The following is a 13,731-nucleotide window of genomic DNA, read 5'->3' as shown; positions in this document are numbered from 1 at the left end:
TGCAGGAATCGTATTTGTTTCACTTGCGTTCCTGATTAGAAGAGAATAAAGTAGCAAGGAGAGCAATAAGCCCTCTTCATTTTATTTTTATAAATTGTTTCATACATTATTTTAAGCAATACAAAGTCCTACTTTCCATGCTAAACACTAGCACAACAGTCCCAATAGCTATTTATAACATCTTATATTAATTCATCAATAATTATATTTATTATTTTTATTGAAGGGTTGGAAGGGTCATGTAGGGTGTGACTCATAATGACATTAGATAAGAACAGTATTATCATAACATCATTTATCTGCATAATATTTTTATGCACAGGAATAGCTTCGGCTGCCACCTACTCAGGCGGTAGCGGTACAGTAGACAACCCATATCAACTTTCATCTGACAGTGACATTGACAACCTGTCAGTAAGTTCTGATGATTGGGGAATGAACTTCACACTAACAAATGATATCACTCTAGTAGGTAATCATACTCCTATTGGCATTGACTACGCTACTCCGTTTACAGGTGACTTCAATGGAAGTGGGTTTGCAATAAAGAATCTTACTATCTATTATACTGCTACTTCTGCTGGATTTTTTGGACAGACTGGTTCCAGCGCTAACATCCATGACCTTGGAGTGGAGACGAGTCCTGATGGTGTTTTTTCAACAACACATTATGTAGGTATTCTGGTGGGAATCAATTCCGGTAATGTGGTTAATAGTTCTGCTACTGGTAATGTCACTGGTGTGAGCTATGTCGGTGGTCTTATTGGATATGCTTTTGGTTCTGGCACTGTGATTAATAGCTATGCAGCTGGTAATGTTACTGGTTCTGGTAGCTATGTCGGTGGTCTTGCTGGCTATAATTCTGGTATTATGAACAATAGTTATGCCATCGGTAATGTTACTGGTTCTGGTAGCAATGTTGGCGGTCTTGTCGGCTATAATAATGCTGGCACTGTTAACAATGGTTATGCTACTGGTAATGTTAATGGTGCTGGATCAATTGGAGGTCTTGTAGGTTATAGCACTGGTGTAGTAACAAATAGTTTTGCCACAGGTACTGCTACTACTAGCAGTGGTGATGTTGGTGGTCTTATGGGAACGGATAGTGGTACTGTGACCAACAGTTATTATTCCGGCACTCCGACTACAGGTAATGGTACTTCTACTTCCTATGACAACTTCACAAGTTTCGCATTCGTTTCAGGAAGTTCCGGTCTGAATTGGAATGCAAGTGATGACATTATCACAACGGAAGATAATTCAAGTTTTATATGGAGAATAGATGATGGCTCCAGTCTTCCGTATTTCCAGAACTGGAATACTGTAAGTAGAACTGAAACAATAACCTTGTATGTTGGCAGTGGAGTTGATTGTAATTATACGACCATTCAGGCAGCTGTAGATAATTCTATTGACGGTGACACCATCATTGTAACTGAGGGTACTTACAACGAGAATGTTGTTGTTGATAAGAGTGTTACACTTCGCTCTGAGAAAGGATCAGCAAGTACCATTGTAAATGCAAGTGATTCATCAGACCATGTGTTCAACGTAACTGTGAGCAATGTAACAATAGATGGTTTCAATGTAACTGGTGCAACCAGTTCACAGATGGCTGGTATTTACCTTGGCTATTCAAATAACAGTAAAGTAACAAACAATATTGCAACTGCCAATTACTATGGTATTATTCTTGATAATTCAAATGACAATATAGTAACAGGCAATGTAGCAAGTAACAACTACGAAGATGGTATTTACTTTAGTTCATCAGATAACAATACCCTCACATCCAGTATTGCAAATTACAATGATGAGTATGGAGTTTATCTACTTTCATCGAACAATAATACTCTGACAGATAATGTTGCCAATAACAACACATACAGTAGGGACTTGACTTCAATGTCTGTAGATTCCCCTGTAGAAGTTATGGATAGTATTATACGTGGATCTCCTACCGGATTCTATATTAGTTCTTCAGACAACAATATCCTGACTGGTAATACCGCTAATTACAATACGGGTGGCTTTGAGGCTTATATGCTGTCAGTTTCTGATACCGTTATCTCGCCTGATCTTACAGATGTTTCCCGTTATAGCTGTGGCTTCAGTTTTTCTGGTTCAGACAACACGACTATGGCAGATAATACTGCAATTGGAAACGAGGACTATACATTCTATTCCAGATATTCCTATGATAATACAGTTGATAAACTAAAAATGGCTGAACGTTCCATGCAACTTACTTTTGTGACTGAAACATCAGAGGTTGCAGTGAAAAATAATGAATCAAGTTCTTCAGCTCCTGCTGGTATGATAAATGTAAATGGCTACATCGATGTCGCTAGCATGTATGATCCCAATATGACAATTTACTATGATGATTCCGGAATGAGCAATTCTGTTGAATCATCAATATCTTTGTTCGAGCTAAACGGTAATGAATGGGTTAAAGTTCCAAATGCATCACTCAGTACTTCAGGTAATTATGTATCTGTAGTTTTCTATAGGCTTCAAGATCATGTTTTTGATGGGGTCTCTATTGATGAGATCACCAGTACATACGGACTTTTCAGAAGTATTCCAAGTTCTGATAGTCGTTCAGATGATGATGGTGTCCGTGCCTCTGTAAGTCAGGGACAGGATCCGGGAATAGTATCTAATTCTGCGTCTTCTGTAAAGCGTGTAACTGGCGATTCGGATGTAAACTATGATTTCTCTGACAGTGATTCTCCTGTCCTTGGTGTAAGTTTTGAAGCAAAGAAAGACAAAGGTCTTGTTGTTGCAAAGGTTCAGGTACTCTCCACTTCACCGGAAGGAGTTCCTGATTCAACAGGTAAGTCTTATCAGAAGGTGAGTATTGATGTTGGAAGTGAAGGAACGATATCTTCGGATTCTGCTGATAATATCCAGATTCACTTTAAAGTAAGCAAACAGTGGATAGAAGAGAACAACATTGATGTTTCCACAATACGCATGACAAGATATCATGATGAGAAGTGGAATGATCTTCCAACATATCAGGAAAGTGAAGATGACGAGTATATCTACTTCTACTCTGCAACTCCGGGATTCTCAATCTTTGAAGTCGTAGGTGATGAGATTGGCGAAGCATCTGAACAGATTGCTGCATCAGAATCAGCTAATGGTGACATAGCAGAACCTGCAGAAGGAGGAAAAACAGCCAATACTCCTGGATTCACTGCAATTGCAGGAATTGTGTTCGTTTCACTTGTAGTTCTGATGAGAAGGAAATAAGATTGAAGGAGGACTTTAAAAGTCCTCGTTTTTTTATTATTTACTGTTCTTTTCTCCAATACAAAAGATTACGATAACCTGTAATCAATAAAAAATTATCAATCAGCAAAATCTGCTGACTGACCAGTTTAGGAAATTATCTTATTCATTTTGCTTAAAGCATTTTTCAACATGCTCTTTTGCCATAGGTTCTGTCATCAGACTCACGACAATTGCAACCAAAAATGACAGTGGTGTAGCAACAAGTATCGGGTCCACAAGAGTCCATGTTCCCGTAAGAAGTGTTGCCTGTCCAAAAATAGCCTGGCAGATTCCAAGTGCAGTTGCTTCCTTGGCATGAATAAATGTCAGCCAGAAAAGACTTGCAAAAGTACCTATAATAAGGCTTGCAGTTGCTCCCTGCCGGGTCATGCGTTTCCAGAAGATAGCTCCGGAGTACATGGGGAGGAATGCTGCTGCACAGAGTCCGAAGAATATTGCTGTTGCTCTTGCAATAATTCCCGGTGGGAGAATGTATGCAAGAATGACACTGATGAAAATCGTCACAGCGATACCGACTCTGGTTACAGTGATAGTTTTCCCAATTTTTCCATTCATAATTCCCTGCCGGTAGAAATCATGGCCAAATGCGGTTCCCATTGCATGGAATTGTGAACTCAGTGTTGACATTGCTGCTGCCAGAAGGGTCAGCAGGAAGAACACTACAAAGTAATCAGGCATTGCACTGTTAATATATTCAGGCATGATTTTATCGATGTTTCCACCTGCAACCTCAAGGGAGATCATTCCCTGGGTGTTGAAGAAGTAAACATTTGAAAGTGCACCGACAATATATGCGACACCTGCCATCATGAAGATGAAAGGACCGCCTGAAAGAACAGCTCTTTTCAGGGAACGTGTGTTCTTTACGGTCATAAACCTCACAGCAAGCTGTGGCTGTGCAAGTACACCGATACCGACACCAAGTATAATTGTTGATACAAGTGTCCACCATGTTGGTGAACCAAATGCCGGCATTGTGGTCCAGCCGGTGTGACCGATAGCTGCAAAGTTATCCGGTACTAGATATGCCATATTTGTGAGTGCCTGGTGGGCTTCGGTAACTCCGCCAAGTTTGGAATAGGTTATTATGAGCAAAATTGCCATTCCTACAAACATAAGGGCACCCTGCAGGGCATCTGTGTACATAACAGCAATTAGTCCGCCTGTGATTACATATGCTGCAACTATTATTGCAAGAATTAAAATCGCGATATTATAATCGATGTTCAGGGCGGTTTCCATGAAACGTGCACCACCAATCAGCACACTGCCTGCATACAGTGGCATGAATATGGTGATGAGTGCACCTGAAAATCCCTGGATGAATCTTGACTGGAACCTTCTTCCAATAAGTTCAGGGAAGGTGACAGCCTTGAGGTTTACACCCATACGTCTGGTTCTTGATCCGAATACTACAAAGGCGATAAAGATTCCCACGAAAATGTTCATGAAAACCAGCCACAGTATTCCAAGACCAAATGCTCCGGCATAACCTCCGAATCCTATGATGGCTGATGTACTGATAAATGCAGCACCATAGGAGAATGCGAGTACGAAAGGATTCACTTTCCTTCCTGCAAGCATGTAGTCATCATTGTCTTTTGTTTGTTTGTAACCGACCCAGCCCAGGTAGAAAACCACCATCATGTAGGCTAGTACGGCCAGTCCGAGAATAGGAGTACTGACAGCCATCAGTCTTCCTCCCCGTCGTCATCGTTCCAGTGTATAAGTCCATAGATGATGCATCCGATGGCACTTACAAAGCATAAGATATATGCAATCCATATTTGTGGGTCTGTTATTCCCAGCATAATTAGCAACTCCAATAGTAATAATGTCAACTGTTACCATGAAACATACTTTAACTTTTCGATATAATTGAGGAATTAAAAATATCTGTAATGGCATAAATTTTAAATAAAAAAGAGTCACACTATATTTTAGTGTTAAAAACAAGTAGTGTTTGTAACACTGGCCTAAAACGGTGCAATGACAAAATCATGTCAGGCACTTCCTCTAAAAAGGGGACATTGCACGTCTTTTTTCTGCGGGCTATATAAGCCCGCTCCTCCTTATAATTGCTAATCAAATAATTTTGATAGATAAATCTCTACCAAAAAAGGGTTTATAGCTAAGTAATCCCTCTACGATTAACTGCATAAAATAAACCATTTATAAGTTGTTTTGAGTTTATTTCGTGAGCAGTAGGCACTATTAACTTCGCAAAAATAGAATATGCTTAAATATGATGCCTTCTCAACGGTACTTAGTTGAGGCAGGAATTTTAAGGCACAACCAACTGTGTACCACCCTTCCCCCCCAAACCATTAAAATCCTGCTTCAATTATTGTTGGCCACACTTTCCAGCACCATCCACATCCATTTTGTGGTCAACAATACTTGTTCTTTTAATTCATTGTTTGCAATTAATAAGTCATCAGCAGTTGACTTTTGCCTTTACAAAAACCGCCCTGCTTATCTGTTGCGTCTCAACTGAGAAACCTGCTTTTTCAAAGTGGTCTACCCAGTCCTGAATACCTCTTTCAGTTCCATGATGATGGTCCAGAGGCTCAACTGCCAGTACCGTACCGTTCTTTGAAACTACTCTCTTTACCTCAGAGAGTGCCTTTGGAATATCATCAAGGTGATGTAACATAAAGAAGCATGTCACGGTTTCGTAGCTTTCATCATCAAAAGGAAGCTCATAAACGCTTTCAGCCTTGAATGCCGCATTTTTAATATCATATGCAAAAGCGTTCAGACGGCACTGCTCCATGGTTTTTTCCAGAAGATCAATTCCCATTACCTGTGAATCAGTATTCATCCTTGCCATCTGTAAGGTCAGGCTGCCAACTCCACATCCTACATCAAGTATGGTTTTACCATTAGCTTCCGGAAGTGCAACTTCCATGGTCTGTTTCTTCAATAGTTCCATGCCTGCTTCCGGAAAGTCGGCATCCTGTTTGTCAAATGATGTGTAAGGGACAATACCATAAACCGGAGCATGGTTAGCTGCAAAAAGCCCTTTGAAATAAATCTGCTTGCCATTGATTTTTATAAGTTCAACAACAGACACGCCTGCCGTTTTGCAGAACCTTTTGTTCCATTCATCCCTCTTTTCCGGGAATTTCATATCAAGAGGGGCATGGACAACTATGTAATGCGTGTATTCTTCATAAACCAGACTTTCTGCATCTGTGTCCTCAAGCTCAACAATGCTTACACTCTCTTTCCAGAGAGCAAGGAGCTGCATTGTTTTTTCATCTGCAAAATTTGATACTTTTCCAATGGCTTTCAGTGACATACTGCACACATTTGCATTTTTAAGATATACCTTTAGTGGTTACCGGGTTCTTACTATTATAGCAAGTAGTTTTTATTCAATGTATTTCAAAATCATTTGAAACCATAACCTATAAATAGCATTTCAACATATTTTGAAATAATGACATCTTACATCATAGACCTGGCTTACATTGGCATTGCATCGGTCAGGGAGTACCTTGCATTGCACGTACTTCTTTGCCTTATTCCTGCCTTTTTCCTGGCAGGGGCAATAGCTTCACTCTTCTCGAAAGAGTCCGTACTGAAATTTTTCGGGGCTGACGCACCAAAATATGTTTCCTATTCGGTTGCCGCCGTTTCCGGTTGTCTCCTCGCAGTGTGTAGCTGCACGGTCCTGCCGCTTTTTGCAGGAATCTATAAGAGAGGCGCTGGGATCGGCCCAGCAACTACGTTCCTGTTCTCAGCCCCGGCTATTAATGTACTGGCCATTGTTTATACTGCTAAGATTCTCGGATATGATCTTGGTGTTGCACGAGCTGTCATTGCAATCCTGCTATCAATATTCATCGGCCTTGTAATGTCCTTTGTGTATGAAAGAAAGGATGTTGAGAAAAAAGGAATAAAGACATTCGGTGATGAAAAGCACGCTCACACTGTATGGCTTTTCCTTTTGCTGCTTGCAATCCTTGTAACTCCTGAGATTCTCACAAGCTGGTATCCAATGCTTGCTGTGGAAATTCCACTGATACTTATCACAGTATATGTATCCCTTAAATGGTTTGACAGGGATGAACTTGAAAGCTGGATGGGAGAAACCTGGTTCCTTGTAAAACAAATCACACCGCTTCTGCTTATCGGTGTCTTCTTTGCAGGTATCATTGTTGAGCTTCTTCCGGCAGAATACGTTGTGGAATACGTTGGTGGCAGCAATGTAACTTCCTATATCATTGCTTCAGTTGCTGCCGCTCTTATGTACTTCTCAACACTGACGGAAGTCCCTATCATAAGTGCACTTACCATTCTTGGAATGGGAAAAGGTCCGGCTCTATCAATGCTGCTTGCAGGTCCTGCATTGAGTCTTCCGAATATGATAGTAATAAACAGGATAATGGGATTCCAGAAAGGAATGACATACATAGGTCTTGTTGTCGTGGTAGCAGCAGTGGCAGGATATGTGTTTGGAATGTATATTCTATAAGCAGGCAATTCCAGATGTTCAAAACTGAAATTAAAAACTCTAAAAGATTAAGTCTAAAAGACCCGGTGCTAAGATGAGAATATTATTGATATCCGACATCCACGGAAACAAGGAAGCTCTTGATGCTGCAATGTCAGTTTCTCATGACATGGTGGTCTGTCTTGGTGATCTGGCAGACTACGGTCCATCACCATCAGAATGTATTGATTTTATCATGGAGAACAAAATTGAATCAGTTCTTGGAAACCATGATGCTGCCGTAGGTTCACGTATAGAATGTGGCTGTGGATACAAGTATAAACATCTTTCAGTTGCAACCCGTGATTACACATGGGAAGTGACATCTGAAAAACAGATGGATTTTTTACGTCATCTTCCATTCAGCATTCAGAAGGAAATTGATGGATTAAAACTGTATTTCACACACGGAAGCCCGAGGTCTAATTATGAGTACATGAGACCGCAAACTCCTGATGATGAATTTGAAGAAATGATATGTGGAATTGAGACAGATGTTCTTTTCATAGGACATTCACATCAGCCGTTTGTCAGGAAATTTAAAGATATGCTGATAGTAAATCCTGGTTCAGTAGGCCAGCCAAGAGATGAAAACTGTAAAGCCAGTTGTGCGGTTTTTGACACAGTTTCAGGTGAAGCTGAGTTAATCAGACTTGATTATGATATTGACAAAACATGCCGGAAAATTAAAGAATCAATGCCTCACCCTGAGGAATTGATAGCTATATTAAAGAGAGGGTACTGACATTTCATTACAAGTTTCATTAAAGGACAGGATGTATTCTAATGGTATTTGTTGCAGTTTACGATAAAAAATGTACAGGCTGTGGTTCATGCGTGGATGCATGCCAGAACAATATTCTTGAGCTTAAAGATGGAATCTGTTTCCCGGCAAGGATGAAGTCATGTAAATATTGCCTGGATTGCGTTGCAGCCTGTGATTTTGACGCTATAAAAGTATTCCCTTAAGTAACTGGAAAAATGTTAAAATTTGAAATTCAATAAAGGAGATAAAAGTATGAAAATAGAAATTCTGGGTTCAGGTTGTGCAAAATGTAACAAGACAAAGAAGTTTGTTGAAGAAGCAGTTGCACAGGCTGGCGTTGATGCGGAGATAGTTAAAGTTGAGAATATGGATGATATTATTGCATACGGTGTTCTCATAACTCCTGCTGTTGTAGTTGACGGTGAAGTTAAGATCGTTGGCAGAGTACCAAAAGTCGACGAAGTCCTTGAATGGATCAAAAACTAAGGTGATGAGGTTTTCACATGTCTGAAGGCGTAAAATGTTCATGTGGTTCTGATCATGTAGGAATTTTTCCATGTGCAGGTGCTTCCAATGTTGGCCAGCTAAGCAATGCAGTTGCTGTGGAATTGCACAAGCAGGGTACAGGTACAATGATGTGTACTGTTGGCATTGGTGGAAAAAAGACAGGTCTGCTCAAATCCGCAGAAGGCTGTGAGCGTATCATTGTCATCGATGGTTGCCCTGTAAATTGTGCTAAAGCAACAATGGAAGAAGCAGGTATCGAAATAGACAGACACATTCTGCTTTCAGAACAACTTGATATTAAAAAGAACAAGGATCTTGATCTTGACCCGCAGCAGGTTCAGGATGTACTTGCAAAAGTCTCAGAACTTCTCTGAGACTCTATATTTTTCAAATAGGTTTAGTTTTTGTTAACCTGAATTTGTTTCCAAATTATTTTTTAGATTTCCACAATCTCAACACCAAGTTCAGGATCCAGCAGTGCAACGGTACGTTTGCCAGTGAGTACTCCGGCTGTTTCACCAGGGTTAATCAGAAGCGTGTCATTAATTTCAGTAACACCGGCGTGGTGGGTGTGCCCTCTTACAACCACATCGAAATCCCCGGATTCTGCAAGAGAATCAACAGGTGCTTCATATATTCCGTGAATAAGTGCGATACGCATTCCTTCGATCTCAAGATCACCAAAATCGCCACAGCATTCCGCACCAATTTCATCAAATTTCTGTTTTAGGAGTAACCTGTCACCGTCATTATTCCCAAATACAAAGTACAGGTCTGCCTCAAGTTTGCTGAAAGCAGATGCAGTAAAAGGTGATATTATATCACCTGCATGCAGAACGGTTCTTACTTTCTTCTTATTGAATAATTCCACAGCATCTTTGATAGCATCCATATTGTCATGTGAATCACTCATAATTCCAATCATTGGTTAATCTCTCCTCCCATTTACCTCTAATTAGAATAGTTTGCAGAGGATTTATTCTTTTTCAGATGATCCGGTCAAGAACAGTAAAAGTAAGCAACTGTATAGATCCAGAAATCTTAATAACCATGAATTATTAAAATCTTTCCAGAAGTTTTATTAAAGTAGTTAATTTTGTTCTAATAATATTATAGGACTATTACATTTATCTAGACCTTTCCTGATAACATTCTGTGAGATTGATTTTTGGGTGTAATTATCATATCAGCTTAAAGAAAGCACATTGTTTAATTCTAATTTTTTATATAATGTATGATAAAATGTTATATAATAAATGAATAATCATCTTCTTCTAGTTTAATTAGAAGTAAAACAGTTCTACAAAAATTTCAATCAATAAATAAACTGGTGATGTATGTGTACTCATACACTCAGTTCAATTGATGGCCATAATGGCTATATATTGACGTAAATTATATTGCACTGTTCCATTGAATTAATGGGGATTTGGGGTTCAATGAATTGCATAGAGTTGACTTTTACTCCAAAAAATATCTTAAGGCAAGGTTATAGTTGGCTTTGATGCTGTTTAAATTTAGATAACATTTTTTGGCTCTGTAGAAATCCTCAAAATTCAAGCGATTATGCGAGTCTATAAAACTTATAGCTGTTCCCCTTAATCGTGATTAATTTTGCTGATTTATAGCTACAGATAGTGATTTCAATAGGTTTTCTACAGAGCCCATTTTTTTATTTTTGGTTAGTATTATTACTTATGGAGGGGAAAATATGAAAAGTAAATTGAAAATAAAACATACTTTTGTTTTGGCATCAATTATTCTAGTGATAATCAGTACTGTCTATGTAAGTATCGGTGCCGAGAATGATGTGGATGAAATGATGATGGAATCACTGATACAGAATATGGCTGATGATAACATATCAGTAAAGGTAGATGCTGTCAAAAATCTTGTTGATATAGGTGAACTTGCCGTAGAGCCTCTGATAAACGCAACGAAGAATACAAATCCAGATATCCGTGAAAATTCAGCATATGCACTTGGAAAAATTGGGGACCCAAAAGCTGTGGAGCCTTTAATTAAATTGTTAGAAGACAATGATTCTGAAGTACAATATGCTGCTTCAATAGCTCTTGGAAATATAGGTGAACCTGCACTAGAATCTCTGGTTGAATTCATTGGCAATCCAAACAAAAGTTATCCTGCTCGATTGACTGCAATACGTGTTCTGGGTGAAATGGGTGAACCGGCAGTGCAACCGTTGATTGGAATGCTTGGAAGTACTGGGGGTGTTGATGCTGCTGCTTCCTTAGGCAATATTGGTGAACCAGCCGTATCGCCTCTAATTAATATTTTGGATGATGATGATCCAAAAGTAAGAGCATATGCTGCTCGGGCACTGGGTGGAACAAAAGACGAAAGAGCAGTTGAACCTTTGATCAGCCTACTTGAAGATAAGGATGCAAATGTCCGGTCTAATGCTGCTATGGCACTTGGACAAATTGGAGATGAAAGAGCAGTTGAAGCACTTACAAAATCTCTGAATGATGAAGATGAGAGAGTGCGGAGCATTGCAAGATCATCAATTGAAGAGATTGAAAGCCAGAATAATGATGGGATCATTGCCATCTATGGAAAAGAAAGGGATTTCTATATTGAAGATGAGAGACGAAGTTGGCTTGATGAACTTGCCCTTATTTCTAATAGTGCAAGAGATGACATGCAAAAATACATCCGTCCAAATGGTTCTGTAATTTTTTACGGATATAGTTACGATGGATATATCTCAGTAGAGTTTCAGAGCGGCTCTGATGTCAATACTACTTTAATGGATGAAATTTACGGGATGTTTGATGAAAAGGCTAAAAAGGATGGCATCAATGATGTTCCTGTTGTGTTCCAATACGGAGAAATAATAATCACGGATAATGGGGATACTGATGAAGCTCCCTCCACTCCGGGATTTACATCATTTTCTCTATTGATGATACTTTTACTCATATCAAAACTAAAATAAAAGCACCTTCATAATTTATGAATTTGCTTTTTTCTATTGTCCAATAGTTTTCACAATTGCGTTGATAGTTATCTTTTATATTGATTTTATCTTAAAACATTTGTTTAACTTTTCCCACCACATGAAAACCTACAATATTAGTAGTCACTTGAAAACAACATTCTGATTATTTTATTAATATTCATATACATTTTCTATGTTGCAGGAATAGAACAACAGATATTGAAATAAATAATACCAAAGCACTATTTTGTGAAAGCTTTGCAGAACTTACTTTATCGCTCATTGATGTGGAAGCCACATCAGTAACCCGTTCTAATTCGCTCTCTTCAATTTGCTCTACAGGGTCGTTGTCATCGTAAGATGAAGCTGCATTGATCTGTTCGTTTTCTGTTACATTTTTGCTTGCTACATCTGCCGTAATTGCAAACGGGGAGAATCCAGGAGTTTTTGCCTCAAAGAAGTAGAAATCATTGTCTTCCCCGGTCATTTCGGTTTCAAGTATCTGCCACTCATTATCATGGTAGCGGTTCAGACGGATGTCAGTTGTTTTAACATTATTAACCTGCACCCATTTTTTGTGTACAGCAAAGGAGATCTTCATGTTTTCCATATTGCTTTCAGTTGCGTATCCTGCTTTTCCTATCCAGATGTTCATATTTCTGTAGACAAGACCCTCTGGCTTGTATGAAACTGTTGTTGACACATCTTTAAGGATCTCAATGGTGCTGCTGATAAAACCTGCATTCTTAAGTGATGTGTAGCTGATGGTTTTTACAGGATTATTGCTGTCATCAAAATTGTAAGTGACATCGCTGTTTCCTGTGATATACAATTTGTTGACTTCCTTAAGTTCAATATTGTCGGTGCTCTCTCCTGTGTCTCCACCACCGCCACCTCCTCCACCGCCGGAACTGGCTGATGCATCTTCTGTGGTATCTGTGGTGGAAGTTCCGATAACAATAACCTGTGAATTTTCCACGGTAACCGGGACTTCATTGCCGCTTGCGTCACTTATTATTACATTTGACAGGCTGATACTACTTTCCCCTGCCTGGTCACATGCTGTAAAAGTGATATGTGCAAAGTTTCCGGGAGATTCTATCACAGCCTGCCCCAGGGTGACTGCAAACAGTCCGCTGATAAGTCCCTGCTGGTTATCAAATGTGCCGGGAATAAAAATAGACATAACAGAATTCCTGTCAAAGAAATCGCCTTCTTCAACATTAGTTACTGTTATTACACTGCTGTCAAATTTGAGATCAAGCTGTGCACCTGCAATTGCTGTAGATGGTGTTATGTTGATATAAATTTCAAAATCATCTCCTGCATGTACTTCCTGTGATACCAGTTCAACACTTACGACAGAAGATGCAGATGCCGGAAAAATAAGAATACTTAGAAGAATTGTTGTAACTATTATCTGAATATTCAGAAATCGTGGTTTTAATTGCATCTTTGTTTTTCTGCTATATTCCCGTTCTTTTCGTACCCTGGTCATTCTCACACCCTTATGTGAGAAATAAATTAGTTATTATATATTTATATTTTATTATTTATGTTGGATACTTAGCAGTATAGATGACAATTTTAAATTATTGCTCTTCAGGAGCCAGTTCGTTTTGAAAAAAGGTCTAGATGCAGGCACTATTATCCAATCTCTCTGCGGATAACTCTTCCAGAGACAGATCGGCA

Annotated in this window: 12 protein-coding genes; 7 read left to right on the top strand and 5 right to left on the bottom strand. The window is 39.2% G+C overall.

The annotated features are described in order from the left end of the window. Positions 1-258 precede the first annotated feature (258 nt). Positions 259-3,261, top strand: a complete 3,003-nt coding sequence (locus METTI_RS00500; protein ID WP_023843841.1) for a PGF-pre-PGF domain-containing protein — start codon at positions 259-261, stop codon at positions 3,259-3,261. 141 nt (positions 3,262-3,402) lie between these two features. Here METTI_RS00500 and METTI_RS00495 read toward each other — a convergent pair whose 3' ends face one another. From METTI_RS00495 to METTI_RS00490, 3 genes are all read right to left on the bottom strand, one after another. Next, on the bottom strand, positions 3,403-4,995 hold the full coding sequence (locus tag METTI_RS00495; RefSeq protein ID WP_023843840.1) for a sodium:solute symporter family protein: 1,593 nt from the start codon (positions 4,993-4,995) through the stop codon (positions 3,403-3,405). Continuing rightward, entirely contained in the window at positions 4,995-5,114 is a 120-nt protein-coding gene (locus tag METTI_RS16245) for a symporter small accessory protein (protein WP_023843839.1), read from the bottom strand. Before METTI_RS16245 ends, METTI_RS00495 begins: the two co-directional genes overlap by 1 nt. Before the next feature lie 626 nt (positions 5,115-5,740). Further along, complete coding sequence (locus METTI_RS00490) at positions 5,741-6,607, bottom strand: class I SAM-dependent methyltransferase (RefSeq protein WP_023843838.1); 867 nt, start codon at positions 6,605-6,607, stop codon at positions 5,741-5,743. A 141-nt stretch (positions 6,608-6,748) separates the two neighbouring features. On the opposite strand from METTI_RS00490, the gene METTI_RS00485 reads away from it, so the two are divergent. The 5 genes from METTI_RS00485 to METTI_RS00465 all read left to right on the top strand — a co-directional run bounded on the left by METTI_RS00485 (position 6,749) and on the right by METTI_RS00465 (position 9,451). Beyond that, the gene (locus tag METTI_RS00485; protein WP_023843837.1) at positions 6,749-7,786 is read left to right on the top strand and encodes a permease; all 1,038 of its coding nucleotides are present in this window, start codon (positions 6,749-6,751) and stop codon (positions 7,784-7,786) included. 73 nt (positions 7,787-7,859) lie between these two features. Beyond that, positions 7,860-8,549 (top strand): metallophosphoesterase family protein, encoded by a 690-nt coding sequence (locus tag METTI_RS00480; protein ID WP_023843836.1) that lies wholly within the window; start codon positions 7,860-7,862, stop codon positions 8,547-8,549. 41 nt (positions 8,550-8,590) lie between these two features. Continuing rightward, positions 8,591-8,773, top strand: a complete 183-nt coding sequence (locus METTI_RS00475) for a 4Fe-4S binding protein (RefSeq protein WP_023843835.1) — start codon at positions 8,591-8,593, stop codon at positions 8,771-8,773. A gap of 49 nt (positions 8,774-8,822) precedes the next feature. Further along, positions 8,823-9,056, top strand: a complete 234-nt coding sequence (locus tag METTI_RS00470; protein WP_023843834.1) for a thioredoxin family protein — start codon at positions 8,823-8,825, stop codon at positions 9,054-9,056. Positions 9,057-9,073: 17 nt separating this feature from the next. Continuing rightward, positions 9,074-9,451 carry a putative zinc-binding protein gene (locus METTI_RS00465; protein WP_023843833.1) on the top strand — a complete coding sequence of 126 codons (378 nt, stop codon included), beginning with the start codon at positions 9,074-9,076 and terminating at the stop codon, positions 9,449-9,451. Between the two features lie 62 nt (positions 9,452-9,513). On the opposite strand, the gene METTI_RS00460 is transcribed toward METTI_RS00465, so the two are convergent. Then, positions 9,514-10,002: a metallophosphoesterase gene (locus tag METTI_RS00460; RefSeq protein ID WP_023843832.1), complete on the bottom strand. Its 489-nt coding sequence runs from the start codon at positions 10,000-10,002 to the stop codon at positions 9,514-9,516. Positions 10,003-10,788: 786 nt separating this feature from the next. On the opposite strand from METTI_RS00460, the gene METTI_RS00455 reads away from it, so the two are divergent. Next, on the top strand, positions 10,789-12,036 hold the full coding sequence (locus METTI_RS00455) for a HEAT repeat domain-containing protein (protein ID WP_023843831.1): 1,248 nt from the start codon (positions 10,789-10,791) through the stop codon (positions 12,034-12,036). 181 nt (positions 12,037-12,217) lie between these two features. On the opposite strand, the gene METTI_RS00450 is transcribed toward METTI_RS00455, so the two are convergent. Next, positions 12,218-13,537 carry a PGF-pre-PGF domain-containing protein gene (locus METTI_RS00450; protein WP_023843830.1) on the bottom strand — a complete coding sequence of 440 codons (1,320 nt, stop codon included), beginning with the start codon at positions 13,535-13,537 and terminating at the stop codon, positions 12,218-12,220. Positions 13,538-13,731: the final 194 nt, after the last annotated feature.

Source organism: Methanolobus tindarius DSM 2278, assembly GCF_000504205.1.
GTDB lineage: Archaea > Halobacteriota > Methanosarcinia > Methanosarcinales > Methanosarcinaceae > Methanolobus > Methanolobus tindarius.
The sequence above is the reverse complement of the archived record's forward strand: the minus strand, read 5'-3'. Positions and strand labels throughout refer to the sequence as shown.

Bases quoted from the DNA above. Each gene is read 5' to 3' on its own strand.
- METTI_RS00500 (WP_023843841.1), top strand. From the start codon at position 259: ATGACATTAGATAAGAACAGTATTATCATAACATCATTTATCTGCATA.
- METTI_RS00495 (WP_023843840.1), bottom strand. From the start codon at position 4,995: ATGGCTGTCAGTACTCCTATTCTCGGACTGGCCGTACTAGCCTACATG.
- METTI_RS16245 (WP_023843839.1), bottom strand. From the start codon at position 5,114: ATGCTGGGAATAACAGACCCACAAATATGGATTGCATATATCTTATGC.
- METTI_RS00490 (WP_023843838.1), bottom strand. From the start codon at position 6,607: ATGTCACTGAAAGCCATTGGAAAAGTATCAAATTTTGCAGATGAAAAA.
- METTI_RS00485 (WP_023843837.1), top strand. From the start codon at position 6,749: ATGACATCTTACATCATAGACCTGGCTTACATTGGCATTGCATCGGTC.
- METTI_RS00480 (WP_023843836.1), top strand. From the start codon at position 7,860: ATGAGAATATTATTGATATCCGACATCCACGGAAACAAGGAAGCTCTT.
- METTI_RS00475 (WP_023843835.1), top strand. From the start codon at position 8,591: ATGGTATTTGTTGCAGTTTACGATAAAAAATGTACAGGCTGTGGTTCA.
- METTI_RS00470 (WP_023843834.1), top strand. From the start codon at position 8,823: ATGAAAATAGAAATTCTGGGTTCAGGTTGTGCAAAATGTAACAAGACA.
- METTI_RS00465 (WP_023843833.1), top strand. From the start codon at position 9,074: ATGTCTGAAGGCGTAAAATGTTCATGTGGTTCTGATCATGTAGGAATT.
- METTI_RS00460 (WP_023843832.1), bottom strand. From the start codon at position 10,002: ATGATTGGAATTATGAGTGATTCACATGACAATATGGATGCTATCAAA.
- METTI_RS00455 (WP_023843831.1), top strand. From the start codon at position 10,789: ATGAAAAGTAAATTGAAAATAAAACATACTTTTGTTTTGGCATCAATT.
- METTI_RS00450 (WP_023843830.1), bottom strand. From the start codon at position 13,537: ATGACCAGGGTACGAAAAGAACGGGAATATAGCAGAAAAACAAAGATG.